Consider the following 26,093-nt stretch of genomic DNA (forward strand, 5'->3'; position numbering starts at 1 on the left):
CGGTCAGGTGCCGTCCGGCGCGGGGGCGAGCTGTTCGCACAGGTATGCGGAGAGCGCCTTCGGGCTGCCGTAGGCCCACAGCACGGTCGGCGACAGCCGCAGGCCGAACACCGCCTCCAGCCGGTTGCGCAGTTCCAGGCTCATCAGCGAGTCCAGTCCCAGGGCCTTGAACGGGGTGTCGCGGTCGATGCGTGCGGCGTCGAGCCTGAGCACGCGTCCGGACAGTTCGCGCACCCTGCCCTCGACCAGCTCCGCGCGCTCCTCGGCCGGGGTGTCGAGCAGCCGGGCGAGGAATTCGCCGCCCTGCGCCGCGCCCGCGTCCTCGGCGGCCGCGCGCAGCCGCTGCCAGCTGCCGAGCGCCGCGGTGTCGGGGTAGGCGTCGAACCACTGGCGGGCGTTGATCGGCACGTATCCGGCGACGGGCGTGTCGCGTTCCAGCAGGCGCAGCAGCGCCTGCCACGCCTCGTGGGTGGGGAAGCCGCCCATGCCCCGCTCTTCGAGCCGGGCGCCGCGGCGTTCGTCGGTGGCGGCCAGTCCGACGTCGCTGAACGGGCCCCACTGGACGCTCAGCGCGGGCAGTCCGCGCCGCCTGCGGGACTCGGCAAGCGCGTCCAGACCGGCGTTGGCCGCGGCGTACGCGGCCTGTCCGGCGTTGCCGACGAGCGCGGCGGCCGAGGAGAACAGGACGAAGAAGTCGAGCGGGTCCTGCTCGGTCGCGGCGTCCAGCAGGCGGGCGCCGGTCGTCTTGGGCGCCAGGACGGCGGCGAGCTGCTGCCCGGTGAGGTTGCGCACCGTGGCGTCGGCGAGCAGACCGGCTGCGTGCACGACGCCGCGCAGCGGCGGCAGTTCGGCGCGTACGGCGTCCAGGGCGGCGTGCAGGGCGGCGGCGTCGCTGACGTCGCAGGCGGGCGTGTGCACCGTGACGCCCCGCTCGCGCAGCGCGGCGAGCCTCGGTTCGGCCTCGGGGCGCGGCCCGGAGCGTCCGAGGAGCACCAGGGTGCGGGCGCCGTGCTCGGCGAAGTACTCGGCCAGGGACAGGCCGAGGGCGCCCAGGCCGCCGGTGACGAGGTAGGTGCCGTCCGGCCGCAGCCGGCCTCCGGGCAGCGGTTCGGCGGCGACCTGGTGCACGGTGTGCGGGTCGGTCAGGCAGATCCGGCCGGTGCGGTCCCCGTCGGTGAGCAGGCGCAGGGCCTCGCCGGCCGCGGCGAATGGCATGCCCTGGACCTCTTGGGCCTCGAGTTTGTCGGCGATGACGAGCTCCCACACGGCGCGGAGGGCGCGCGCGAACCGTTCGGGCCGGCTTCGGGGCAGGTCGAGCGGCTCGACGGCGAGCAGGCTCACGCCGCGGCCGAGCGCCTCCAGGCCGAGGCGGCGTCCGGCCTGTGCGTCGGCCCGGCCGACGTGGACGAACCGGCCGCCCTCGGCGAGTACGCCCAGGCCGAGGGTGACGGCGTCCCCGGGGAGGGTGTTGAGGACGAGGTCGACGCCCCGCCCGGCGGTCGCGGCACGGACCTCGGACGCCCAGGACGGGTCGGCGCAGTCGAACACGTCGGTCAGTCCGCGGTCGCGCAGCAGCCGGCGTCCGGCCTCGCTGTCCGCGGTGACGAGCACGCGGGCCCCGAGGGCGCGGGCGATCCCGAGCGCGGCGTGGCCGATGCCGCCGGCCGCGGCGTGGATCAGCACGGTGTCCTCGGGCTCGACATGGGCGAGGTCGTGCAGCGCGTACCAGGCGGCCGCCATGGTCACTGGCAGGGTGGCCGCCCGCGCGTCGTCGAGGTCGTCCGGGACGGGCCGCGCGTGGTCGGCGCGCACCGTGACGTGGCTGGCGAGCGCGTCCGGCGCACAGGCCGCCACCCGGTCTCCCACCGACAGTCCGCTCACCCCGGGTCCTACGGCGGTGACGCGTCCGGCGCACTCGGCCGCAAGCCGGTCGGGCCCGGCCAGTTCGGGGTCGGCGAGGGCACCGGCGGCGACCTCGATCTCGATCTCGCCGGGTCCGGGGTCCCTGCGGGTCAGCGGTATGCAGCGCACGTCCCCGGCGCGTCCGGGCCGGGACGCGCGCGCCACGCGGAACGGCTGGCGCGGGGTGCGCGGCACGGGCAGGGTGCCGCCCGCCTCCTCGGCCGGCAGGCCGCGGGTCAGGCGGGCCGCGAACAGCCGTCCCCGGCGCAGCGCCAGCTGGTCCTCGGTGCCGGGCCCGTGCAACAGGAGCCCGGCGCAGGCCGTGGCCCAGTCGGGGTCGGAGTCGTCGACGTCGACGAGCCGGGGCTCGAGTTCGCCGTGCTCGCGGCGCAGGGTCCGGGTGAAGCCCCAGTAGAGGGCGGCGTCGGAGTCGGGCAGGTCGTCGGCGGTCGCGGCCTGGGCGAGCCGGGTCAGCACGCACAGGCGGGGTGTCGTGCCGAGGTCGGCGCAGGCCCGCGCGAGGTGGGAGAGGGCGAGCAGGCCGCGCCGCGCGGCGTCTGGGGTGTCCGCGGGCGGGGCGAGGAAAAGCACGCCGTCCGGCGCCGCGGTGCCGTCCAACGCGGGGGTCACGGCGGCGGGTTCGTCCCAGCCGCCGGTGTCGTGGTGCTCCGGCCGGGCCCCGGCCGCGGTAAGGGCCGCCACGAGTGCCTCGGTCCGGCGCCCGCCCGGGCCGCACACCAGCCAGTGCCCGGCGTCCGCGGTTTCCGCGGCCTGTCCGGCCTGGTCCGGAGCGGTGATGTCCGTCCAGGCGAGATGGTGCAGGCGGGCGTCGTCGGGGCCGGTGCCGGCGGCCCCGGGCAGCTGCCGGAGTTCGAGCCCTTCCATCAGCGCGAGCGGCCGCCGGCCGGCGTCGTAGAGGCACAGGTCGACCAGCCCGTCGTCGCGGCGCACCGCGTGCGACCACACGGTGGTGACCGGTTCCTCGGGTGTGGCCGGCAGCCACACCTGGCGCACCCCGGTGGGCACCACGGCGCGCGGACCGTCGTGCAGCGGGAGGGACACCTGCAGGGCGCCGTCCCACAGGGCGGGGTGCAGGACATGGGGCCGGTTGCCGGCGTGCAGCCGGTCGTCCAGGACGACCTCGCCGAGGGTCTGCCGCCCGGACGGGTGGGTGTACAGCCGCCGTACGCCCTGGAAGGCGGGCCCGTAGTCGAGGCCGCGCTCGGCGCAGGCGCGGTAGAAGGTGTCGGCGGGCACCGGGTCGGTGCCGGTGTGCCAGTCGGGGAACGGCGGGGCGGCCGGTGCCGTGGCGCGGCGCTCCGCCGTGGCGTCGGCCTGGGCGGTCATGCTGGTCTCCCAGTCGGTGGCGCCCTCGGGCAGCGCCAGCAGCCGGAAGGTGCCGGTCCGGGCGGCGGCCGGGCCGCTGCCGTAGTCGCGCCACTCGGCGGTCAGCCGGGTGCCGTTCCCGGTGAGCGCGATCTCCTTGCGGAAGGCGATGTCGTGCAGGCGGGCGGGTGTGCTGCCGGTCCGGGCCAGTACGGCGTTGACGGCCAGCGTCAGCATCGCGGCGCCGGGCAGCACGGCCGTGCCGTACACCTCGTGGTCGGCGAGCCAGGGCAGGTCGGTGACGGACAGCTCGACCTGGCCCGTCCAGCTGCCGCGTTCGCCGGGGGCCGGGGTGAGCTGCGGTGCGAAGCCGGGGGCGGCGCCGCTGCGGCCGGTGCGCGGCGGGATCCAGTGGCGGTCGGGGCGCAGCGGATAGCCGGGCACGGTGGTGGTGTGGTGGCGGGGCAGTTCGCCGAAGGGTTCGAGCCCGGTGACGTAGGCGCGGGCCAGGGCGCGGGCCATGTCGTCGGGGGTGCCGTGGTGGCGGCGGAGCGTGGGCAGGACGACCGGGGGTTCGGGCCGGGCCGCGGCGAGCTGTTCGACCGCCGGGGCCAGGACGGGGTGCGGGCTGATCTCGACGACGTGGGTGACGCCCTCGTCGAACAGCCTGCTCATGGCGTCGGCGAACAGGACCGGCCGGCGCAGGTTCTCCGTCCAGTAGGCGGCGTCCATCTCGGGGCCGTCGACCGGCGCCACGCGGACCGTGGACATCAGCGGGATGGATCCGGCGCGGGGCCGGGCGGGGGCGAGCGCGGTGAGCAGGTCGTCGCGCAGCGGATCCATCTGGGGGCTGTGCGAGGCGTAGTCGACGTTGACCAGTCGGCAGTAGACGTCCTCGGCCTCCAGCAGTTCCTTCAGATCCAGCACGTCCTGCTCGTCGCCGGAGAGCACGCAGGAGCGGGGGCCGTTGTGCACGGCCAGCGCGACGGTGTCCTCGAAGCCCGCCAGGGCCTCCAGGGCCGCGTCGCGGTCCAGGTCGACGGCGAGCATCCGCCCGCGCCCGGAGGTCTTGCGGGCGATGGCGCTGCGCCGGGCCATGACCAGGGCCGCGTCCTCGTACGACAGGATTCCGGCGAGGGTGGCCGCGGTGATCTCGCCCTGGCTGTGGCCGAGGACGACGTCCGGTTCGACGCCCGAGGCCCGCCACAGCTCGGCCAGGCCGAGGGACATCGCCCACAGGGTCGGCTGGAGCATGTCGATGCGGGTCATCCAGGTGTCGTCGGCCTCGCCGGCGAAGATGGCGCGCAGGTCCCAGTCGACGTGCGGCCGCAGGGCGTTCGCGCAGCGGCCGATGACGTCGGCGAAGTGCGGGCTGTGCCGGTACAGGTCGCGGCCCATGCCGCTCCACTGGGAGCCCTGCCCGGGGAAGACGAACACGGTCCGGCCGCGCGGGACGGCCCGTCCCGTGACGGCTCCCGCTATCTCCTGCTCCGGGTCGGAGGCGGCCGCGACGGCTTCCAGGGCGGCTTGCAGTTCGCCGGTCCGTGAGGCGGGGAGCGCGGCCCGTACGGGGAAGTGGTCGCGGCGCCAGGCCAGGGTGCCTGCGACGGCCGGGAGCCGGGCGTCGTCGTCGCGCGGGTGCGCCGGGGTGCGGGCGTGGTCCGCGGGCGCGGCGAGCGCGTCGGCGAGTTCGGCGGCGCGTCGCGCGAGGGCCGGCGCCTGCTTGGCCGAGAGCGGCACCACCAGCGGCAGCCCGGTACGGCGGGCCGGCCGGGGTTCCTCGGGCAGCTGGGCGGGCGGCGGGCCGGTGACGACGGTGTGGGCGTTGGTCCCGCCCCAGCCGAAGGAGTTGACGCCCATGTAGAGCGGGCCGTCGGCGGGCAGCTCGACCGGTTCGCGTACGACGCTCAGGCCCAGGTCACCGAAGGGGATCTCGGGGTTGAGCTCCTCGCTGTGCAGGCTCGGCGGCACGGCCCGGTGGCGCAGGGCGAGCAGCAGCTTGAAGAGCCCGGCGAGGCCTGCGCCGGCCTCCAGGTGGCCGATGTTGGTCTTCACCGAGCCGATCAGCAGCGGGTCGCCGGTGCGGTCCCGGCCCAGGACCCGGCCGATCGCCGTGGTCTCGATGGGGTCGCCGCGTCCGGTGCCGGTGCCGTGCGCCTCGATGTAGGAGAGTGCGCCGGCCGGCACGATGCCGTCGCCGTAGGCGCGGTCGAGCAGGTCGATCTGGCCGTCGAGGCTGGGGGTGACCAGGCTGTCGCCGCCGCCGTCGTTGTTGACGACGGTGCGCAGGACGAGCCCGTGGATGCGGTCGCCGTCGGCCAGGGCCCGGCCGAGTGTCTTGAGGTGGAGCGCGGCCACGCACTCGCCGCGCACGAATCCGTTGGCGCGCGCGGAGAAGGTGGCGCACCGGCCGTCGGGCGACAGGGCCCCGAAGTGGGTGAGTCCGACGGTGACATGGGGGTCGAGCATGAGGTTGGTGCCGCCGACGACGGCGGCGTCTATCTCGCCCTGCCGCAGTGCCTGCACCGCGAGGTGGAGGGCGACGAGGGAGGAGGAGCAGCCCGTCTCGACGGTCATGCTGGGGCCGCGCAGCCCGAGGAAGTACGACAGGCGGGCGGCGATCACGTCCAGGGCGTTGCCCGGGAGGCTGTGCGGGGTGGGGCGGGCTCCGTGCGCCATGCGCAGCAGTTCGTAGTCGTGCCAGGAGGCTCCGACGTACACCCCCGTCCTGCTGCCGGCGAGCGCCGCGGCCGGCTGCCCCGCGTCCTCCAGGGCGCGCCAGGCGACCTCCAGCAGCAGCCGCTGCTGGGGGTCGATGGCGGCGGCCTCCCGGGGCGACACTCCGAAGAATTCCGCGTCGAACAGGTCGACTCCGTCCAGGAAGCCGCCCACGGCCTGGATCTCGCGCTCGGGGTCGAGCGGGGCCGTGGTGTCCCAGCGGTCCTCGGGCACCGGCCCGATGGCGTCCTTGCCCTCGATCAGCAGGGACCACAGGGCGTCGGCGTCGGGTGCGCCGGGGAAGCGGCCCGCCATGCCGACAACGGCGATCGGTTCCCCATGGCCGTGAGCATCCATCGCGTTCATATCCCGCCTTCCCCGTTGGACGCGAATACTGAACCAAAACCCTGATGTGTCGAACTCCGGGCCATTCGGATCCTATGGGGGACACATTTTGCGGGAACACCCCCTATTTTTCGGGGGCGTTCCCGCCCTGGGCCCCCTATCGCACGGTAGGGGGTGCAGTCCGGTGCTTCCTCATATCCGGCTGCTCAGCCGCATACGCACCAGACCCTTGCTGGCGTTGATCATGCGCGGTCCGATTTCCGGCGGCGCTTCCCGGCGGCACCAGACAGCATTTCGCGCCATCTTGCCGGGGGACATGTTGAAGCAGCGGGTGTCGCGCTCTCCGAGACGGAAGGACGGGGCGATGAAGTCCGCGTTCCGGATGTGGCCGAGGATCCTGTCCGCCGCGTCCTTCGGGCTGGTCGTGCCGGCCTCCACCTGCCGGCACAGGTCGCGAGTGAGGGCGCTCATGGCGTTGAACCCGTCGCTCACCGGCAGGGGCGAGCCGGGCAGCGGTGAGTCCTCCAGTTCGCGGAAGACCTGTTCGGAGCCGCTGCGCCGGAACCGGAAGTGGGCGTCCTCCAGCATGACGTTGCCGAGCATGGTGCCGAGCATCCAGGTGCGGTTGACCGCGTTCCACAGCTCGTAGTCGCCGAACCCGACGAAGGAGCTGTACACGAGGTCGTCGTGGAAGTCGAACAGCCCCTGCTGCAGCGCCTCGACGTAGGAGAAGCGCTCGCTGGACCAGTTGCCGTCGCGGGAGGCGGCGATGAGCCGCCAGCCGAGGGCGTTGACCACTTCCATGGTGTTGGTCAGGCCCCGTGAGTAGAGCGCGTCGATGAACCCGGCCGCGTGCGAGGTGAGGCAGAACCGCTCACCCACGACCTGCTTGGCGGAGTACTGCAACCGGCCCGTCGACACCCAGGGGCGTACCGGGGTGGCCTGCTGGAACTGCCAGGCGATCTCCGGGAACCGCGCCAGGAAGTCGTCGAACTCCCGCTGCGGCGGGGTGTCGTCCTTGGGGAACTTGCGCGGGTCGAGAGTGAGGCCGACGCTGCACAGCGGGTTGATCGAGTCGGGATGGTTGTCGAAGGGGATGACCCACAGCCAGCCGCCGTCGAAGACGTGGTGCAGGGTGCCGTGGTGCCAGGGGTTGGGCTGGTCGTGCCGACGGGCGCCCGGCGCCCGGTCGAAGGGGCGCACCCCGATCATGTGTGTGAACAGGGTGCGGGAGTGGGTGGCGGCCCGCGTGGGCGTCTCCCGCAGTTCGAACTTCTCCGCCAGCGGCGAGCGGAACCCGCTGCCGTCCACGACGTAGTGGGCCCGGAACTCCTCGCCCTTGTCGGTGCGCAGCACGGCGCCGCTGTCGGGGTCGATGTCGATGTCGGTGACCCGGGTGTTCAGCTGCGGGTGCGCCCCGTACCTCACCGCCACGTTGAACAGGTAGGAATCGGTGTCCTGCCGGAACAGGTGGGTCTCGGTACGGATGGCGGAGGGCACGACCAGCTGGTTGATCTCGCGGGGGTCCTGCGCGCGTCCCTCGCGGTGGTAGACGAACCCGAAGTTCTGCTTCTGGCCGCAGTTCCTGGACACCTTGGCCATGATGCCCTTGTGGCTGGAAAGAGCCAGTAGTTCAGGCACGTTGTAGCGGTCGGCGATGACCCGTGTCATTCCCGATGTGTAGGGAATCGTGGACTCGCCGACCGCAAACCGCGGATGGGTGCCCGCGTCCAGCAACAGGACGCGCACCCCGTTTCGTGCGAGCACGGCGCCGAGCATTCCTCCTGCCATGCCGCTGCCGAGTATCGCGACGTCGTACTGCTCGCCCCGACGCGGTGTAGTGCTCTTCTTTTGCGGCAAACCACTCACCATTCCTTCCGAAATGAACGTCCCGGGTCCGTCCGGAGAATTCCGGGCGGTCAGAGAAGACTCGCGGCGGGCAATTCCTTGCGCGCCCGCACCCCCAGCTTCCGGAAGACCCGGGTGAGGTGCTGTTCGACCGTGCTCGTGGTGATCGTGAGTTTCTCGGCGATCTCCCGGTTGGTGTGGCCACGGGCCGCGAGGGCGGCGACCCGGCGTTCGGCGGCGCTCAGCCGCGTCAGCACCCCGCAGGCCTCACCGGCGGTGCCCTGGCCCGCGTACGGGCGCCGTCCGCTCGTGCCGCCGGCCTCCCGGACGGTCCGCAGCAGGGGCAGGGCGCCGGTCTCCTCCGCCATCCGCGCGGCCAGGTCCAGCACCGGCCGCATGCGTCCCAGGCGCCGGATCCTGCCGTAGGCGAGGCCCAGGTCGGCGAGCGCCCCGGCCAGCTGCACCCGGTCCCCGATGCCCTCCAGCAGTTCCACGGCCTCCGTCAGCAGCGCCGGGCGCTCCTGCCACGCACTGGCCGCCGCGACGGCGCGCAGCGACACGGCGCGGGCCCAGCTCGGGTGCTCCCCCGCGAGCGCCAGCTGCTCCCGGGCCAGGGCGCGCGCCCGGTCGGTGTCGCCCAGCGCCAGGTGGGCGTGGGCCGCCTCCGAGCGCCAGGGCACCAGGGTGGGCTGGTCGAAGTGCCACCGCCGCACCAGATCGCCGCAGGCGAGGAAGTCGCCCAGGGCGGCGTGCGGCTGTCCCGCCGCGAGCCGGTAACGGCCCCTGGCGTGCAGGTAGTACAGCCCGAAGCGGCTCTCGAACATCCCCTCCGGCACGGGCACGTCCAGGTAGGCGGCGGCCGCGGCGAGGTCGCCGGCCTCGGTGCCGGCGTGGACCAAGTGCGCGAGCGGTCCGCCCAGGCACACGCCCCAGCTCTCCGCGGGCACCAGGGCCAGCGCGGACTCGGCCAGCCGGCGGGCCTCGGCCAGGTCGCCCCTGCGCACCGCGATGCCGGCGCGCAGGGAGGCGAACTCGGCCGTCCACAACGGCACGTTGCGGTGCCGGGCTTCGGCGAGCCAGTGGTCGCACCAGGTGCTCGCCTCCTCCAGCCGGTCGGCGAAGAAGAGCGCGGCCACGGCGCAGGTGAGCCACTCCTGGGTGTGCTTGGTCAGCTGCATGCCGCGCATGGCAGCCTCCGCGGCGGCGGCCGCCTCGCCGTCCGGCCCGTGCGTGAGGATCCTGGACAGGGCGGCCACTCCCCTGACGCGCGGATCGGCGGCGGCCCCGGCGCGCCCGGGCGCCGCCGTCGTGTCGCCTGCGCGCCGCACCAGCCCGGGGTAGGTGGCGGACAGCAGCTCCCGGGTGGCGTGAATCTCGGCGGCCTCGCGCCGCTCCAGCCGGCCGGCCCGCGCGCCGATGCGGTCCAGGGCCACCACCGCCTCGTCGAACCGCCCGTGCCACATCAGGTACTTGGCCAGCATCAGGGCGTGCCGCTCCGGCAGCCGGCCCTGGTGCAGGGCGGACGCCAGCTCGCCGAGGTGGCGGGCGCTGATCGACGGGTTGAGCAGCCAGGCGGTGCCGGCGAGCAGCGCCTTCAGGCCGACGCGGTCGCAGTCGTCGGTGCAGTGCCGCAGGGCGGTCACCACGCACTCGTGGGCCTCCGCGGCCCGGTTGGCGGCGAGGAAGCGTTCCGCGGCCTCGCGCAGCAGGGGAACCGCCCAGGCGGGCACCGGCCCTTCGACGGCCGACAGGTGCCGGGCCACCTGCGTGGCGGGCGCGCCCTGTGCGTACAGCAGCTCGGCGATGCGCCGGTTCAGGTCGGAGCGCCGCCGCGGGCTCATGCCGTCCCGTACGGCCTGTCGCGCCACCGGGTGGCGCAGCCGGCCGTCATGGGTGAGTCCCGCGGTCTCCAGGGCGCGTACGGCGCGTTCGACCCGGGCGGGTTCCTGCTCCAGCACTCGTGCGGCCCGCGCGGCGACGGCGGTGCCGTCGTCGAGTTCGGCGAGGACCTGGGCCAGGCGCAGCAGCAGCGGGCGGCCGCTGTGCAGACAGCTGAGGACCGTGTCGCCGTAGGCGTCGCCGACGGTGGGCTCGTCGGTCGCGGCCGCCGCGTCCACGGCCGGGCGGGAGTCCTCCGCCAGCGCCCGGACGATCAGCGGATTGCCGCCGCTGATCGCGTGGACCCCGGCGGCCAGGCGCGCGGCCGGGCCGGCGCCGAGCTGCTCGGCGAGCAGCGTCTCGACGCCCGGTGGGGAGAGCGTGCCCAGCGTGATGCGGCGGTGATCGGCCCGGCGCAGCAGTTCCGCGTGCAGCCGGGGGTGGGCCGGCCCGGACAGGGTGCACTCGGCGAGTACGACGGTGAGGCGGCTGTCCGGCAGGCGGTGCAGCAGGTGCAGCAGCCAGTGCAGGCTGAGCGGGTCGGTGAACTGGACGTCGTCCACGCACACCAGCACCGGGGTGTGCTCGGTGCGCTGCAGCACGGCCGTGCACAGCCGGTGCAGGGCCGTCGTGGCGGCCGCGTCCAGCGCGCTGTCGTCGTAGTCCGGCGTCGGGCCGTCGCCGGCGCTGCGGCCGGCCCCGACCAGGCCCTCCAGCAGCTCGGCGGCCGAGCTGCCGTCCTCCAGGGTCACGTCGGCATAGCGCAGCAGCTGGCCGAGGACGCTGCCCGGCGAGTGCCGCTCGGCTCGGGTGCCGACGGCGCTGAGCACGGTCCAGCCCGACTGCTCGGCGCCGCTGAGCACCCTGCGCATCAGTTCCGTCTTGCCGCAGCCGATGCCGCCGCTGATCAGGGCGGTGGATCCGCCGCCGGTCGAGCGGTCGTCGAGCATGCCTAGCAGGGCGGCGAGTTCTCCGTCGCGTTCGACCAGGTGCATCTGTGTGTCTCCTCCTGCGCGTCCTAGACGGACGAGGCGGCCGAGCTGTCCGCGGCCTGCCGCCGGCCGGCCGCGGGTACCTCCACGGGCTTGGTGTAGATCCGGGCCAGCAGCGGCCCGGTCATGGCGGTCGTCACGACGGCCATGACGACCATCAGCGAGTACAGGGAGTCGTCCAGCAGGCCGAGTTGGAGGCCGACGCCGAGGATGACCAGCTCCGTCAGGCCGCGGGTGTTCATGAGCGCGGCCAGGGCAGCGGAGGGGCGGGCCGGCAGGCCCTGGGTGCGCGCGCCCAGGTAGGTGCCGCCGAACTTGCCGGCGATGGCGACCAGCAGGATCACCGCCAGCTGGAGCAGCTCGGTGCCGCCGAGCGCGCCGAGGTCGACCTTCAGGCCGGCGACGACGAAGTAGACGGGCAGCAGGACGGAGGTGACGCGCCCGGTGTGGTCGAGGACGTCGGCGCGCAGCGCGTCGGCCCCCTCCCGGGGCATCACCAGACCGAAGAGGAAGGCGCCGAAGATGAAGTGCATGCCCATCGCCTCGGTGGCGGCGCCGCTGAGCAGGGCGCCGACGAGGAGGACGGCCACGACCCGTGCGGGCGCGGGCGTGTATCCCGGCCGGGGCAGTGCCCAGCGCCGCAGCGCGGGCCGCACGAGCACCACCAGCACCAGCGCGAACGGCACGACGAGGGCCACCGTCCAGTGCCGGCCGGAGCCGCCGACGGCCGCCTGCACGCCGGCCAGGGCCGTCCAGGCGACGACGTCCACGACCGCCGCCGTGGCCAGCGCGATGCCGCCCAGGGAGGTCTTCGCCAGCTTGCGGTCGGTGAGGATACGGGCCAGCACCGGGAACGCGGTCACCGAGACGGACAGCCCGATGAAGACGACGAACGCCACCGGCTGCGTGGCGTCGTGACTCGTCATCAGGAAGTAGGCGAGGCCGATGCCGAGGGCGAACGGCACCACGGTCGAGCCGAGCGCCGCGGCGCCGGCCATCCGGCCCCGGCCGCGCAGGGCGTGGCTCTCCAGCTCCAGGCCGACGGCGAACATGAACAGGACCACGCCGACATCGGCCATCCCGGTCAGCAGGGGGCGTATGTCGTGCGGGAACAGGGTGTCGGCGACGGCCCCGTCGAGCAGGGTCGGCCCGAGCAGGACGCCGGCGAGGATCTCCCCCACCACGGGCGGCTGCCCGACGCGGGTCGCGAGATGTCCGAGGGTGTGGGCGAGGACGAGGATCAAGGCGAGGTCGAAGAGGAGTAGCGCCACCTGATGGCTGGACATGAAGGTGTGGTTCCATCCTTTGCTCGTCTGACCGGATGCCCGCGCGCCCGCCGCGGCCGCACCGCCGCGGGAGGGCCCCGGGGACGGTCCGGCTGCGGCGGGCGAGGGCGGTCAGGAAGCCGGGGCGGACGCGGACGCATCCCCGATCAGGTCGTCCAACGTGATCTGGAACATCGGGTGCTTGCCACTGAGACCGGAGATGAGGGTCACGAAGTCGACGCTGGGATCGTTCTTCTTCTCCGGGTCGACCATCTCCTGCGCCAGGCTGTAGTAGAACTCCTTGTACTTGGTGCGGTCGTAGAACCGCTCCACGAACTCGCGGATCTCGTCGAAGAAGGAGCGGTAGGCGGTCGCGTACCGGTCGAGGGCCTTCTCCTCGATGTGCGGGTGCTTCAGGATCTGGTCGACGATCCGGGTGAGGGTGCTGCCGGCGAGGGTGGCCAGGGCGACGCCGGTGGAGAACAGCGGGTCGACGAAGGCCGCGGAGTCACCGACCAGGACCCAGCCGTTGCCGTAGAAGCTCTTGCTGGTGTACGACCAGTCGCGGGCGGTGCGGTAGCCGGCCGACTGCCGGGCGTTGGCGAGGAGTTCCTTGAGCTTGGTGGTGTTGTCCCGCTGGGTGATGAAGAGTTCCTCCAGCGAGCGGTCGCTGTCGCCGACGTCCGCGGAGCGGGTGACGTAGCCGACGCTGAAGGTGCCCTTGTCGATCGGGATGGCCCAGAACCAGCCGTCCTTGAGGCCTTCGATGAGGATGTTGGTCCACTCGTCGCCGGGCAGCCGGTCGCAGTTGTCGAAGTAGGTCCAGACGGCGACGTTCTGCAGTTCCTCGTGCCAGGTGATCTCGGTCAGCCGGCGGCTGAGCACCCGGGCCTGGCCGGAGGCGTCGACGACGAGGCGGGCCCGCGCCTCGCGGGTGCCCTCGGAGCCGCGCAGGCTGTAGCGCACGCCCGTGACCCGGTCGCCCTCCAGGATGGGCTCCTTGACCGTGGCGTCCTCGATGACGTGGGCGCCCAACTCCCTGGCCCGGTCCAGGATCAGGGCGTCCATGTCGGCGCGCCGCGTGTGGTAGGCGTACGCGTACGGCCCGCCCTTGATGAACGAGAAGTTCCAGGGGATCTGCTCGTTGCCCCACACCAGCGTCCCGCCGTACTTGCGCTCGAAACCGCGGGCGTCCATGCGCTCGGTGATCCCCAGCTCCTGCATGGGCCGCATGAAGGCGGGGATCAGGGACTCGCCGACGTGGTACCGGGGGAAGCGCTCCCGGTCCAGGACCAGCACCCGGTGGCCCTTCTTGGACAGCAGCCCTGCGGTGGTCGCGCCCGCAGGTCCGCCACCTATCACGATGACGTCGAATTCTTCGGGAACTCCGTACAGGCTGAGGGGCATGTGGATCCTTCCGCTGTTCGGTGAGTCATCTGCGCACCGTGCGCGCCGTGGGACAGCGCGTCACATCCCTCAGCCTGCCGACCAGGCCTCCAGACCTTCTAAACGCCGCCGGGCCGGGCCTGCAGAACCTTCTGGACGCCGCCAGGGCGGGTGGGCGCCGGCATCGCCGCGCTCACCCGGCCTTCGCCCGCGGCAGCCGTGGCGATGTGTGCCGGTACTGCGCCAGCCGGCGCAGGGCGGCCGCCCGGGTCACCGAGGGCTCCTCCTCGGCGCACTCCGTCGCGTAGCACCCGATCAAGGACGGGAAGCGGTACGTCGCGTCGTCGTCCTCCACCAGCAGATGGTTCTCGGCGAGCACGTCCAAGTGCCGGCGTACGGTGTCCCGCCCCCAGCCGGTGAGCGCCGCGGCCGCCCCGGCCGTGATCACCGGTCCGTCGTGCAGCCCGAGCAGCCGGAACACGTGCGCGGTCTGCGCGGGCAGCGCGCGGTAGGAGGTGGCGAAGGCGGCGCGCAGCGGGGGCAGCACCTCGTCCTCGGCCGTGGCGCGGGCGAGCCGGTTGCGCTCGGTGCCCTGGGCGTCGGCCAGTTCGGCCAGGGACAGCTCGGGGTGGGCGACGAGCACTTCACCGACGATGTGCAGGGCGAGCGGCAGCCGGGCGCACTGCTCCACCAGGCGGGCCACGGAGGTACGGTCCCCGCGCACCCGTTCCTCGCCGACGAGGTGGCACAGCAGACGCGCCGACTCCTGCTCGGTGAGCGGCGCGAGCCGCACCGCGTGGGCGCCCTCCCGCACGACGAGTCCGCTCTGCCGCCGCCGGCTGGTGACGAGGACACCGCTGGGGCCGTGCGGCAGGAGCGCACGCAACTGCTCGGCGTCGGGGGCGTCGTCGAGGACGAGCAGGACCCGCCTGCCGTGCAGCAGGCTGCGCAGCAGGGCGGTGCGGGCGGGCAGTTCGACGGGCAGGGCGCCGGTGACGCCGAGGCTGCGCAGGAGCTGCGCGAGCGCCTCCATGGTGCCCAGCGGGTGCTTGCCGCTGCCGCAGGCGCCCAAGTCGACGAAGAGCCGGCCGTCGGGGAACTCGGCCGCCAGCCGGTGCGCCACGTGCAGGGCCAGCGCCGTCTTGCCCACCCCGGGCGGGCCCTCGACGACCGAGATGGCGGTCCCGGCGTCCCGGCCGCGCAGCAGGTGGCGCCGCACCGCCGCGATCTGCTCCTCACGCCCGACGAATCCGCGGGGGCGTGCCGGCAGCCGGCTGCGCAGCGCCGCGACGGCCGCCGCGCGGTCCGGGCCCGCCGGGGCCGGTGCGGACCGCGCCGGGCGACGGGCGAACGGCACGGCCGGAGCCCGGTCCGGCCCCGGTAATCGCAGCTCCGGGTCCTCGGCCCGGATCCGCGCGTGCAGCCGCCGGAGTTCGGCGCCCGGTTCGATGCCCAGCTCCTGGGCGAGCAGGCGGTGTGTCTCCTGGTAGACCTCGAAGGCGTGGGCCCGCCGGTCCGACCGGTACAGGGCGAGCATCAGCAGCCAGCGCAGCTTCTCGCGCAGCGGCTCCTGGGCGACGTAGCCCGGCAGCACGCCGAGCACATCGGCGTGGCGGCCGAGGGCGAGCATCACCGACGTCCACTCCTCGACCGCCTCGATGCGCAGCGCCTGGAGCCGGGTGCGCTCCTGATCGGCGTGGGGCCCGGGGACACCGCCGTAGGCGGGGCCGCTCCACAGCGCGAGCGCTGCGTCGTACGCCCGCAGCGCCTCCTCGGAGCAGCCCTCGCCCCGCTTGCGGCCGGCCAGGGCCAGCAGCCGCTCGAAGACGGCGACGTCCACGCGCTCCGGAGCGAGGCGCAGCACGTAGCCCCGGCCCGTCGACTCCAGGACGCCGCCCCGGGACGGGCGGGTGCGCTCCGGTTCCAGGGTCCGGCGCAGTCCGGCCACGTAGGTGTGCACTCCGCCGGCCGCGCTGGTCGGCGCGTCCGCGCCCCACACGCCCTCCACGATGCGGTCGACCTCGACGACCTCGTTCAGCCGCCCGGCGAGCACGCCGAGGACGGCTCGCTGTTTGGGTGGTCCGAGTACGATCTCCTCCCCGTCGCGCCGGGCTCGCGCCGGGCCCAACAGTGTCAGCCTCATAGCTCCCCCCGTTCACCCCCCGTCGCACGACGAGGGGTGGGTCATCGGCGTGCGGTGCCTGCTGCCGTCAGCGTCCGTCGCCCCCGGGCGGGCTGTCATCGCTCAGATTGCTGCAACGTGCCTGGTAGACGACGCGCCGACCATTGTGCGCCACGTCGCGGGAGCACGGGTCCACATTGACCGAGCACTAGGGCTCTGTTTCAATCCGGTGACAGCTCGGGCCTGCTTCAAGGGGGTTGACAGGTCTACGCGCGTGTTCCCCCCGTCGTGGCACCGGTCACCGAGGACACACATCGAAGAAGACGGGGGCACGGGAATGCGCGCGGAGGTCGAACGCGTCATAGAAATCATCCGGGACCGCTTCCAGGACAGTCTCACGCTCACGGAGCTGAGCGAGGAGGTCGGTCTGAGCCGGTTCCACATGGCACGGCTCTTCTGCCAGGAGACAGGACTGCCGCCCGGCCACTACCAGACCGCCGTGCGGATGGAACAGGCGCGCTGGAGGCTGCTGCGCTCCGAGGACAGCATCGCCGATGTCTCGCTCCAGGTCGGCTACGCCAGCGTCGGCACCTTCACCACCAGGTTCACGAAGGTGACGGGGGTGTCGCCGGGCAAGTACCGGCGGCTGGCCTCGCTCGGCGTGGACGCCGACGCGTTCGGGGGAACGGCGCCCGACGCGCCCTTCGGCTACGGGAGCGTGGTAGGGGCGGTGCAGCGCTCCGACGGGCTGCTCGGCGAGGCCCTGTACGTGGCGGCCTTTCCCACGGACCAGGGCGGGCCCCGGTTCGGGGCGCGGCCGGCGCGATGTTGCCGCGTGCCGCGTTCCGACGGGCTGTGGCGGCTGCCGTACATACCGGAGGGCCGCTGGTCGGTCCAGATCGTCTCGCGCACGCTGGGCGGCGGCGTATCGCTGGCGACGTCCTCCCCGTTCCACGTCATGCCCGGATCGGTGACCCGCCTGCTGCTCGGGCTGCATCCCGTGTGGCAGGCGGCGCGCCCGGTGCCGGGGGACTTCCCGGCCGAGGCGGCCGCCCAGTTGCCCGACATGTTCCTCGCCTGACGCACCGGGCGGCCACCGGCCGCCGCGCACGGGTACCGGCCGGCTCACGGCGTCCGGGGGCCGCTCCTGGGATCGGGCGCGGGACCGGCCGGGCCCTGCCCACGGCTGCGCTGCCCGGGCTCGGGCATACCCGGCTCGCCGAGGACAGCCGGTTCGCCGGTGGCGGTCTCCTCGTAAGCAACGCCCGTGAGCCGCTCCGACAGTGACCACAGCCAGCGCGCGGTGGCCTCGTCGCGCATCGCGCGGAAGCCGTCGCTGGGCACCGGCCTTCCGAAGCTCTGCAGGGGTCCGGACGGCGCGATACAGCTGCCGCCGGGCAGATCCGGGTCGGTGGCCGCGTACAGCGTGGGCCAGGCCCCCTGCTCCACGGGTTTGGCCACGGCGTGGACGAGGGGCACCAGCACCTTGCGCCACAGCACGCCCCGGCCCGAGTTGGCACCGCGGCCCAGCACCCCGGTGTCCGTCATCCCCGGGATGGCGATCATGCTGCGCAGCCGCTGTCCGTGCCGGTCGGCCCGGCGCTGCAGTTCGGCCGCGAAGTAGACGTTGGCCTGCTTCGAGCGGCCGTATGCCTGCATGGCCCCGCCGCGGCGCAGTTGTTCCGTGCCCCGCCGGGGGTCCAGCCGGACGAAGCGCTGGTACTCGCTGCTGACGGTGACCACGCGCGGTGCCGGGGCCGCCGTCAGGACCGGCAGCAGCAGGCCGGTGAGGGCGAACGTGCCCAGGTGGTTGACGCCGAAGTGCGGTTCGAAGCCGTCCTCGGTGGGCACGTCCGGCACTGCCACCACGCCCGCGTTGTTCACCAGCAGGTCCAGCCGGCGCCCGCCCCAGCGTTCGGCGAACCGCCGGACGGAGCGCAGGGAGGCCAGGTCCAGCTCCCACGTCTCGACCCGTGCGCCGGGCACCTCGGCCCGCAGCCGCTCCACGGCCGCCCGGCCGCGCGCGGCGCTGCGGCAGGCGAGCACCACTTCGGCGCCCCTCGCGGCGAGTTCACGGGCCGTGGCGTAGCCGATGCCCGTGTTGGCCCCGGTCACCACGGCGGTCCGCCCGGTCTGGTCCGGGATCCTGCGCGGGGTCCACGCGTCGGTGTGCCGGTTCGCGGTGCTCATGGCGTTGCCGTCTCCCTCGTCGGCGGGCGGTCGGATGGCGGGCCCGCTGTCAGCCCGCGGGGGTGGTGGTCGCCGTCCGGCGGGCCGGGGACCGCCGGGCCGCCAGGAGCGTGCGGACCACCGTGCGCGGACGGAACATCGTGGTGGGCGGTGCCAGCAGGTGCTGGAGGTCCATCATCACGCGGTGCACCTGTGGGGACACGTGCGTGGCCAGCATGGCCTCGCGTACGTAGCGGTTGACCAGGTCGTTGCCGAACGGCCGGGGCCCGTCGGTCTCGGGGTAGACGAAGTCGCTCCCGGTGGCCATCTGCCAGGGAGTGGCCAGGGCCCGCGCGGCTCCCTTGTAGTACGAGCGCGCCATCGCCGCCGACGGTGTCCGGAAACGGTCCAGGGATGAGGCCAGGGCGAGGGCCTCCATCACGGCGACCGTCATGCCCTGGCCGTAGAGCGGATTGAAGCTGCAGATGGCGTCGCCGAGCGCCACATAGCCGGCGGGCACGGTGCGCAGGTGCTCGAAGTAGCGTCGCCGCGCGGCGGGATAGGTGAAGCGGCGGGCGTCCGAGGCGTCCAACGGCTCGGCCCGGGAGAGCAGCTCGGCCACGTGCGGGGCGGGCAGCTCGGCCGCGAACTTCTCGAAGCCCGCCGGGTCGACGGGGGCGTGGGACCGGTGCCAGCCGCCCAGGGTCACCATCCACCGGCCGCCCTCGATCGCGAACACCGCCGCGGCCCGCTTGTCGTGCGGGGGGACGGCGGACATCAGGAACAGCAGGCCCTCGTCCAGCATGCGGTCGCCCGGCTCGCGCCGCAGCAGCCGTGTGGTGTACCCGACGTCGATCTTGATCCGGACGACTTCGGGGGCCGGGTACCCGAGGTCCCGCAGCCAGTCCTCGGACCGGTTGGCGCTGCGCCCGGTGGCGTCGACGACGAGGTCGGCGCGGATCTCCTCGCCGCCGTCCAGGGTGACGCCGGTGACCCGGCCGCGGACGCCGGTCAACCCGGCGACCGCCGTCTCGTCGCGCACTGTGACGTTGGGCAGCGCGCGGATCCGCTCCCGCACCGCGTGCTCCAGGAACGCGCGGGTGGCGCTGATGCCCAGCATGCCGCTGGAGAAACTGGCGCGCAGGGCGCCCATCTGATGGAACAGCAGGTCGCAGCCGGGGTCGAAGGGGACGGCTCCCCCTGCGATCAGCTCCTGGGTCAGCTTCGGGAACAGCTTGTCCAGCTTCTGCCGGCCGCTGATCAGGAGCGCGTGGGCGTGCGGGCTCTGCGGCACGCCCTTGCGGTCCCTGGCGTCGGCCGGGAGCGAGTCCCGGTCCAGAAGCGTCACCCGGTCGAACCGGCCGGCGAGGACGCGCGCGGCGACGAGGCCGCCCATCGACGCACCCATGACGACCGCGTGCCTGCCCATCACACTCATGGGTACTCCTCGTTTCTCGTCGGATACGCACCCCGCCGGACTCCGATTGTCGATGAGCAAAGGGGCGCTGTCTTCTCCCGAATTGCTCGCGCGCACCCCTGTCGGCAGTTCGGAAAACCCCTTTCCGGCCGCCTGCCGAATAGGGGGTTTCCAGCCCGCGGGAGGACTCTTACTTTGGTGACCTCAACGGCGGCGACAGGCGCCCGAGTTCGGGAAGGTGTGACGGCGCCGCCCGGATACGGTGGCCTGTTCCAGCGCGTACTCGGGCCACCGGAGCGATCTAGTCGGCCGCGTGCGGGCCCATCGGGTGCAGCCGCGTCAGGACGTTGTCGGGAAGCGGTGCGGCCGACCGGCACGGCCGGGTCCGGCGCAGCAGGCGGGCGAGGGCCGCGGTGCGGTTCCAGATGGGCTCCTCGTCCGCGCACTTGCCGGCGTACGCGTGCAACAGGTCGGGGATGCGGTAGCGGTCCTCGCCCGTCTCCTCCACCAGGTGGGCCTCGGCCAGCGCGTCGAGCCGGCGGCGCGCCTGCTCGTGACCGGTTCCCGCGAGCGTCGCGGCGACGGGCACGGTGATGTCCTGGGCGAAGTACAGTCCGAGCAGCCGGAACATGCGGGCCGCGTCCTCGGGCAGCGCCCGGTAGGAGTTGCGGAAGCTGATGTCCAGGCTCGCCGTCGCGTCGTCGACGACGGTGAGGTGGCCGAGCCGGTTGCCGGCGACCGCGTCCGCGAGTTCCGCGACCGAGAGCCCGGGCTCCTCGACGAGCGCCTGGGCCGCGATCCGCAGGGCGAGCGGCAGGTGTCCGCACAGCCGGGCCAGCCGGAGGGTGGCCTCCGGCTCGGCCGCCGGCCGCGGCCCCGCGAGGAGCTGGATCAGGTCGACCGACTCGTCCGCCGCGAGCGGCCGCAGCGTGACCCGGTGCGCCGCGTGCCGGCGTGCCAGGTCGGCCTGCCGCCAGCGGCTGGTCAGCAGGACGCAGGACGGGCCGCTCAGCAGGGGGTCGAGCCGGGCGCCCCGGGGCACGTCGTCCAGGAAGAGCAGGGTGCGGCGGGAGGCCAGCACGCGCCGGTACAGGGCGGTGCGCTCGGCCGGCTCCGGGGGAAGCGCGCCCTCCGGGACGCCCAGCCCGCGCAGGACGAGCACCTGAGCCTCGGCGGCGGTCACCGGCCTGCCGCGCAGGCTGCTGCCGCCGAGGTCCACGAAGAGCTGGCCGTCGGGGAACCGGTCGTCCATCTCGTGCGCCAGCCGCAGGGCCAGCGCGCTCTTGCCGGTTCCGGGCGCGCCCTCCACCACGGCGACGACCGTCCGCTGCTCGTGCGGGGACGACACCGACCGGGCCATCACCCGGCGCAGCGCCGTCAGTTCCCCGGTCCGTCCGACGAACCCGCGTGCCGTCGGGGGCACTTGAGCCGGCCTGACGGTGCGCAGGGCGACCCTCGTCGCTGCGGGCGCCGCGGTACCGCGCACGGTGGGGCGGTCCAGGGCGAGGAGCAACGGGTCGTCGGTGAGGATCCGCTGGTGCAGGGCCTGGAGCCGGGCCCCGGGCTCGATGCCCAGCTCCCGCCGCAGCAGCGCCCACGTCTCCCGGTACACCTCCAGTGCCTGGGCGCGCCGCCCGCAGCCCTGCAGAGCCAGCATCAGCAGTGCGCGCAGCTCCTCCCGCAGCGGCTCCTTGGCCGTCATTTCCGTCAGCGGTACGACCGCCTCGGTGTACCGGCCCCGGAGCAGCATCTCGCAGCCCCAGTCCTCCACCGCGGCCATGCGCAGCTCCTGCAGCCGTGCCCGCTCCGCGCCAGCGAACGGGCCGGGGACACCCGCGTACGCGTCGCCCCGCCACAGCTCCAGAGCCGACTCCAGCCGGTCGAGCGCCGAGTGGTGCTCCCCGCGCGCGGCGAGCTGCCGGGCTTCGGCCTGGCGACGTTCGAAGGTCCGGGCGTCCACGCTCTCCGGTCGCAGCCACAGGGCGTACCCGTCGCCCTGGGAGACCAGGGCGTGGTTGCTGCACCGGGCCTGGCGCGGCAGCTGCAGCTCGCGCCGGAGCCCGGCGACGTAGGTGTGCACGGCGTTGACGGCGGTCGGCGGAACCTGCTCCCCCCACACCGCGTCGACGATCTCCTCGATGCTCACCGTCTCGCCCAGCCGGGCGGCGAGCACCCCGAGCACAGCCTGCTGCTTGGGCGGTCCGACCGTGATCTCCTGTCCGTACTCCCTGACCCTGACCGCTCCCAGCAACTCCAGCCGCATGCCTCTCCCTCCGCACGGTCCCGACTTCCGACGACAGCCGCTCGTCAACCTCGGGCACCGGTCTCGCCACTGTCCGGCGAGCGGGCAGGGCGGGACGCGCAAGGTCGTCGAGCGGCGCGTCCCCCGCCACTGGCACCAGCATGCGGCCTGCGCGACAGCCGCGTCATCGCCTATGTTGCTGACTCCCCGTGCCGAGCGCGACCGGCACGGAGCCGCGGCTACAGCGCGGGGACGGTCAGCGTGGCCACACGCCTCCTGCGCCGCCGCAGTTCCCTGGCCGCCCTGCGCAGTTTCCGCGCCCGGGTGTCGGCGATGTCCCACACGGTGCTGACGGCGGTCAGGGTGAGCAGGATCGTGCCGTTGACGGCCATCACCGGGGGCCGGTACTCCCGGCCGGTCGCCGCCACGAACTCCGGTTCCTTGCGGGCCGCGAGGCTCAGGTCGGCACGCTCCATCCGGTGCAGCCGCGGCAGCTTCCACAGGCCCGGCAGGGCCGCGTACGCGCGCATCGCGGCCTTGGTCGGCGGTGGCGCCTCGTGGTTCTCCAGGCGCCACAGGGCCCGGCGCTCCAGACCCCGGTGCCAGGCCTCGACCACGCCGGCGACCCGGTGCGGGTCCACCCGGTGCCAGGGCGCCGACTGGGAGAGGTACAGCCGGCGGGTCAGGCCGGTGCGCAGCCGTTCCTGTTCGCCCGTCTCCCGCTCGGAGTAGCCGCCGCCGGTCTCCAGGAGCCAGCGGACCGCGCGGAACCTGCCCAGCAGGGTGGCACCGAAGACGGTGTAGTCGAGCATGTGGTCCAGGATGAAGAAGCGGCTGTCCGCGATGGCCGGGCTGTACTTCGACTTCACCATGGACCGCATGATCCGCCAGTCGGCGGTGGCGGCCCGGTTCACGTGGTCGGCGTAGGCGGTGTCGAACGTCCCCTGCTTGACATCCTGTTCGGCGATGTTGGCGATGTGCCAGGACGTCGTCATCGACAGGGAGATGCCCTGGCTGTAGTAGGCGTCGATGATCGACGAGGCGTCGCCGACCACGGCGTACCGCTTCGGTGAGACGAAGGTGTCGGTGAGGTGCTGGACGTCCCGGTACGCGCTGAACTCCAGCACGTTGTCCTCGGTGAGCCAGTCGAGCAGCGGATAGCGGCGCAGCACCTTCCAGAACACGTCGCGCGCGTTGCCCTCCTCCGGGGGGCGGCCGCGATGGTAGGTGACGCCGACGCTGATCCGGTCGCCGGCGAGCCGGATGAGCCAGATCCAGTAGCCGTCGCCCCACAGATGCACGGTGTTGTGGTCCCGGCGCGCCACGACGCCGTCCGGGAAGACGTAGTTCCAGCGCTCGTCGAAGACGTCGTCGGTGCAGCCTGCGAACTGGGCCCACGCGGCGGTGGTCCGGAAGTCGTCCTCGAGCGGCAGGTCGTGCCCGAACAGGCGGGCCAGCAGCCGGTTGCGCCCGGAGCAGTCCACCACCCAGCGGGCGGCTATCTCGCCGCTGTCGCGCTTGTCACGGGAGCTCCAGCGCAGGACGTGGTCGCGACCGTCCTCGCCGAGTTCCACCTCCCGGACCAGGCCCCGGTCGAACAGGTCCAGCCCCGCCATACCGCGGGCGCGGTCCCGCAGTTCGGCCTCGACCTCGGGGCGGACGATCTGCGCGTCCCGGAACAGGGCGCGGGGGAACAGGGGGTTGTCGAACTTGTCGATCCAGCTCTGCGGGATATGGCTCTCGAACCCCCACTCGGAGACGGACGAGTCGAAGTCGTTGCGGCCCTCCAGGCCGTGCGCCATCCAGAAGCCCTCCTTCTCGAAGGACTTGTTGAAATGGTCGTCCAGCTCGCCCAGCGTCCGCAGGAAGGCGTTGGAGAAGATCAGCAGTGATTCGCCGACCTTGTAGCTGGAGCGCTGCTTGTCCGTGGGCTGGTCGACGCACACGACCGTCAGTCCGCGCTTCGCCAAGGCGATGGCATTGATCAGTCCGACGATGCCCGATCCAATCACACAGACGTCTGCGCGAGTGCGCGGTACCGATTGCTGACGAGCCGCCATGAGGCCTCCCTGCTTCGGCGGATTTACGAACACTCAGTGGCAACGGAGCCGGGACGAACTGCCACAGCGGACGAGGCACTCGACAACCTGCGGCCACCTCGTACGCGGTCGAGCAAATGATGCACCGGATTGCCCGCGGAGCCGAGCCATGGACATCGCGCCAAATACTAAGGCCCGACCGCGGAACAAAAACAGGATTCTGCGGAAGTTCGGCCGCGGCCGGCGGCCGCCGCAGTGGGCCAGGACCTGACATGCGTATTCCGCGACCCATTCCCACTGGTCAAGATAGCCATCTCACCATCCGAACGGACGGTTACCGACGGTGCATGCAGCGGCTATTCACCGATCGCGCAATGGCGCAACTCAGCAAGAACGAAGAAGACAGCGCAAAGTGCTTCCTGCATGATCGGTGACTGCTGGACAAGCCATGCCCAGGAGAGGAGCGCTTACTCATGCCCTGGGTTCCCCGTGAGGGCTCGCCCTCCTTCAACACCGGCCGGAATCCCTGATTCCAGAGTAGGCGACCGAACACGCCATCTCGGCACGGCTCCTCATGCCGTCGTGAATCGACACGGAATCGCGGGCTGATTCACCTGCTCCACTCTTCCGCACCCACTGTTTTCGGCCTTGTTTCCAGACGGGGGTACATGCATGGAGTATTTGGTACAACGGTCCGTCATGACGATCCGCGAGCGCTTCCACGAGCCCTTGAGCCTGGACGACATGGCGCGATCCGCCATGATGAGCAAGTACTACTTCCTACGTCTGTTCAGCCGGGTCACAGGCGTCACGCCCGGGCGGTACCTCAGTGCCGTCCGGCTGCACGAGGCAAAGCGTCTGTTACTCACCACATCACTCAACGTGGCGGACATATCCGCACAGGTCGGATACAGCAGTACCGGTACCTTCTCGAGACGCTTCAGCGAATCGGTCGGGGTCTCCCCCACCCGGTACCGCCAGTTGGAGTGCGCGCAGCCGGTGCGGGATGCCGAGCACCACAGCAGGGCGGACCGGCCCAAGGCCGAGAAGACGGCCGCGGCGACCTCGCTGACCGGCACCATCAGTGCCGAAGAACCGCCACTGTCCGCCGTGTATCTCGGGCTGTTCGACAGCGCGATCCTGCAGGGCCGGCCCGTCGCGACCACGTTCGCCACCGACGAGTTCCGGCTCGACGGCGTGCCGCCAGGCACGTGGTACCTGCACGCCGTGGCCCACTCGGCGGCGGAGTCGCCGGACGAACCGCACACCGAGCCGCCGCTGCTGGTCGACGTGGCCGGCCCGCTGCGGTTCACGGCCGGCGGCCGGGTCACCGTCGACCTGACCATCCGGCCCGCCGACTGGACCCGCCCGCCCATCCTGTCGGCCCTCCCGGTGGTCAGGGGCCGACTGCCGATGTTCGGTTGCGCGACCACATGCGAGCCCGCCGTGACGGGTGGCGCCTGAGCACGACATGAGACGGCGCCGGCGGTCCCGCGGGACGCCGGCGCCGTCTCATGCCCGCGCCGTCACCGTCGCGGGCATCGTGCCGGTCCCCGGGGGCGCGTCACCCCCGGGGCCGGTGGGCCACCACGAGCAGATAGCCGAACTCCCAGACGTCGGTGAGGTCGCCCGGGTCGAACTGGAAGGCCGGATCGTCACCGTGCATCTGCTGGACTTCCGCCGGAACCGCCTGCTTGAGCCGGGAGGCCTCCTGCGTCGTCCGCCTCATCACGTTCTCGCTGATGTCGATCAGCTCGTCGACCATCAGGCCCGCCTCCCGCACCAGCCCGGGATAGTCGTCGAGCGTGACGATGGGCCCCAGGAGCGTCTCCCGGTAGTAGGTCTCGACGGCCGCCCTCTTGTACTCCGGGATGGGGGCCCGCTCGAAGAAGTCGGTGAGCACCACCCGGCCTCCGGGCCTGACGACCCGGGCCATCTCGCGCAGCACCTGACCGCGGTCCGGCATGTGGATGATGGACTCCAGCGCCCAGGCCGCGTCGAAGGAGTCCGCCGCGTACGGCAGTTTCATCGCGTCCGCGAGCTCGAAGCGGACCCGGTCGGCGACCCCCGCCTCCGCCGCCCGCTGGTTGGCGAGCTTCACCTGTTCCTGGCTGACCGTCACGCCGGTGACCTCGGCGCCGGCGGTCTGCGCCAGGTGGACACCGGGGCCGCCGATGCCGCAGCCCACGTCCAGCAGGTGGCCGCCCGCGCCGAGACGCACCTTCTCGATCACGATCTCGGTCAGCCGGGCGGCCGCCTGGGGCAGCGAGGCGTCGTCGTCCGGCCCGTCCCAGTATCCGAAGTGCAGATTCGCCTCCGGGTCGGCCATCGCCGACAGCTGGGCGAACCGGTCGTAGAAGAGCCCGACTTCTGACGGGTCGGGCGCCTTGATTCCACGCATGGCGGATGTCCCCTCAACTCGTGTGTGCCGACCATTCGCATCG

At 73.0% G+C, this 26,093-nt stretch carries 13 protein-coding genes; 2 read left to right on the plus strand and 11 right to left on the minus strand.

Going from position 1 to position 26,093, the window contains the following annotated elements; genetic code table 11:
- Nucleotides 1-3: 3 nt before the first annotated feature.
- The 6 genes from ACFW47_RS16255 to ACFW47_RS16280 form a co-directional block, all read right to left on the minus strand.
- Nucleotides 4-6,312 (minus strand): SDR family NAD(P)-dependent oxidoreductase, encoded by a 6,309-nt coding sequence (locus tag ACFW47_RS16255; protein WP_386306096.1) that lies wholly within the window; start codon nt 6,310-6,312, stop codon nt 4-6.
- Nucleotides 6,313-6,483: 171 nt separating this feature from the next.
- Nucleotides 6,484-8,163 carry a tryptophan 7-halogenase gene (locus tag ACFW47_RS16260; RefSeq protein WP_386306097.1) on the minus strand — a complete coding sequence of 560 codons (1,680 nt, stop codon included), beginning with the start codon at nt 8,161-8,163 and terminating at the stop codon, nt 6,484-6,486.
- 47 nt (nt 8,164-8,210) lie between these two features.
- The gene (locus ACFW47_RS16265; RefSeq protein ID WP_386306098.1) at nt 8,211-11,012 is read right to left on the minus strand and encodes an AAA family ATPase; all 2,802 of its coding nucleotides are present in this window, start codon (nt 11,010-11,012) and stop codon (nt 8,211-8,213) included.
- Nucleotides 11,013-11,035: 23 nt separating this feature from the next.
- Nucleotides 11,036-12,295 carry a cation:proton antiporter gene (locus ACFW47_RS16270; protein WP_386306099.1) on the minus strand — a complete coding sequence of 420 codons (1,260 nt, stop codon included), beginning with the start codon at nt 12,293-12,295 and terminating at the stop codon, nt 11,036-11,038.
- A gap of 111 nt (nt 12,296-12,406) precedes the next feature.
- Entirely contained in the window at nt 12,407-13,681 is a 1,275-nt protein-coding gene (locus ACFW47_RS16275) for an NAD(P)/FAD-dependent oxidoreductase (protein ID WP_386287447.1), read from the minus strand.
- A 172-nt stretch (nt 13,682-13,853) separates the two neighbouring features.
- A complete protein-coding gene (locus ACFW47_RS16280) occupies nt 13,854-15,803 on the minus strand; it encodes a BTAD domain-containing putative transcriptional regulator (RefSeq protein ID WP_386306100.1) in 1,950 nt (649 codons plus the stop codon).
- Nucleotides 15,804-16,119: 316 nt separating this feature from the next.
- Here ACFW47_RS16280 and ACFW47_RS16285 point away from each other — a divergent pair, with 316 nt between their 5' ends.
- Nucleotides 16,120-16,863: a helix-turn-helix transcriptional regulator gene (locus tag ACFW47_RS16285; RefSeq protein ID WP_386287443.1), complete on the plus strand. Its 744-nt coding sequence runs from the start codon at nt 16,120-16,122 to the stop codon at nt 16,861-16,863.
- A gap of 44 nt (nt 16,864-16,907) precedes the next feature.
- Here the strand turns inward: ACFW47_RS16285 and ACFW47_RS16290 are convergent, their stop codons facing one another.
- The 4 genes from ACFW47_RS16290 to ACFW47_RS16305 all read right to left on the minus strand — a co-directional run bounded on the left by ACFW47_RS16290 (nt 16,908) and on the right by ACFW47_RS16305 (nt 23,670).
- The gene (locus ACFW47_RS16290; RefSeq protein WP_386306101.1) at nt 16,908-17,972 is read right to left on the minus strand and encodes an oxidoreductase; all 1,065 of its coding nucleotides are present in this window, start codon (nt 17,970-17,972) and stop codon (nt 16,908-16,910) included.
- A 49-nt stretch (nt 17,973-18,021) separates the two neighbouring features.
- Nucleotides 18,022-19,389, minus strand: a complete 1,368-nt coding sequence (locus ACFW47_RS16295; RefSeq protein ID WP_386287440.1) for an NAD(P)/FAD-dependent oxidoreductase — start codon at nt 19,387-19,389, stop codon at nt 18,022-18,024.
- A gap of 280 nt (nt 19,390-19,669) precedes the next feature.
- The gene (locus tag ACFW47_RS16300; protein WP_386287438.1) at nt 19,670-21,631 is read right to left on the minus strand and encodes a BTAD domain-containing putative transcriptional regulator; all 1,962 of its coding nucleotides are present in this window, start codon (nt 21,629-21,631) and stop codon (nt 19,670-19,672) included.
- 218 nt (nt 21,632-21,849) lie between these two features.
- Nucleotides 21,850-23,670: an NAD(P)/FAD-dependent oxidoreductase gene (locus ACFW47_RS16305; protein ID WP_386287436.1), complete on the minus strand. Its 1,821-nt coding sequence runs from the start codon at nt 23,668-23,670 to the stop codon at nt 21,850-21,852.
- A gap of 678 nt (nt 23,671-24,348) precedes the next feature.
- Between ACFW47_RS16305 and ACFW47_RS16310 the strand changes: the two genes are divergently transcribed.
- Entirely contained in the window at nt 24,349-25,113 is a 765-nt protein-coding gene (locus tag ACFW47_RS16310) for a helix-turn-helix transcriptional regulator (protein WP_386287434.1), read from the plus strand.
- Between the two features lie 100 nt (nt 25,114-25,213).
- Here ACFW47_RS16310 and ACFW47_RS16315 read toward each other — a convergent pair whose 3' ends face one another.
- Nucleotides 25,214-26,050 carry an SAM-dependent methyltransferase gene (locus ACFW47_RS16315; RefSeq protein ID WP_386289091.1) on the minus strand — a complete coding sequence of 279 codons (837 nt, stop codon included), beginning with the start codon at nt 26,048-26,050 and terminating at the stop codon, nt 25,214-25,216.
- Nucleotides 26,051-26,093 lie beyond the last annotated feature (43 nt).

This window comes from Streptomyces sp. NPDC058796 (assembly GCF_042745235.1).
GTDB lineage: Bacteria > Actinomycetota > Actinomycetes > Streptomycetales > Streptomycetaceae > Streptomyces.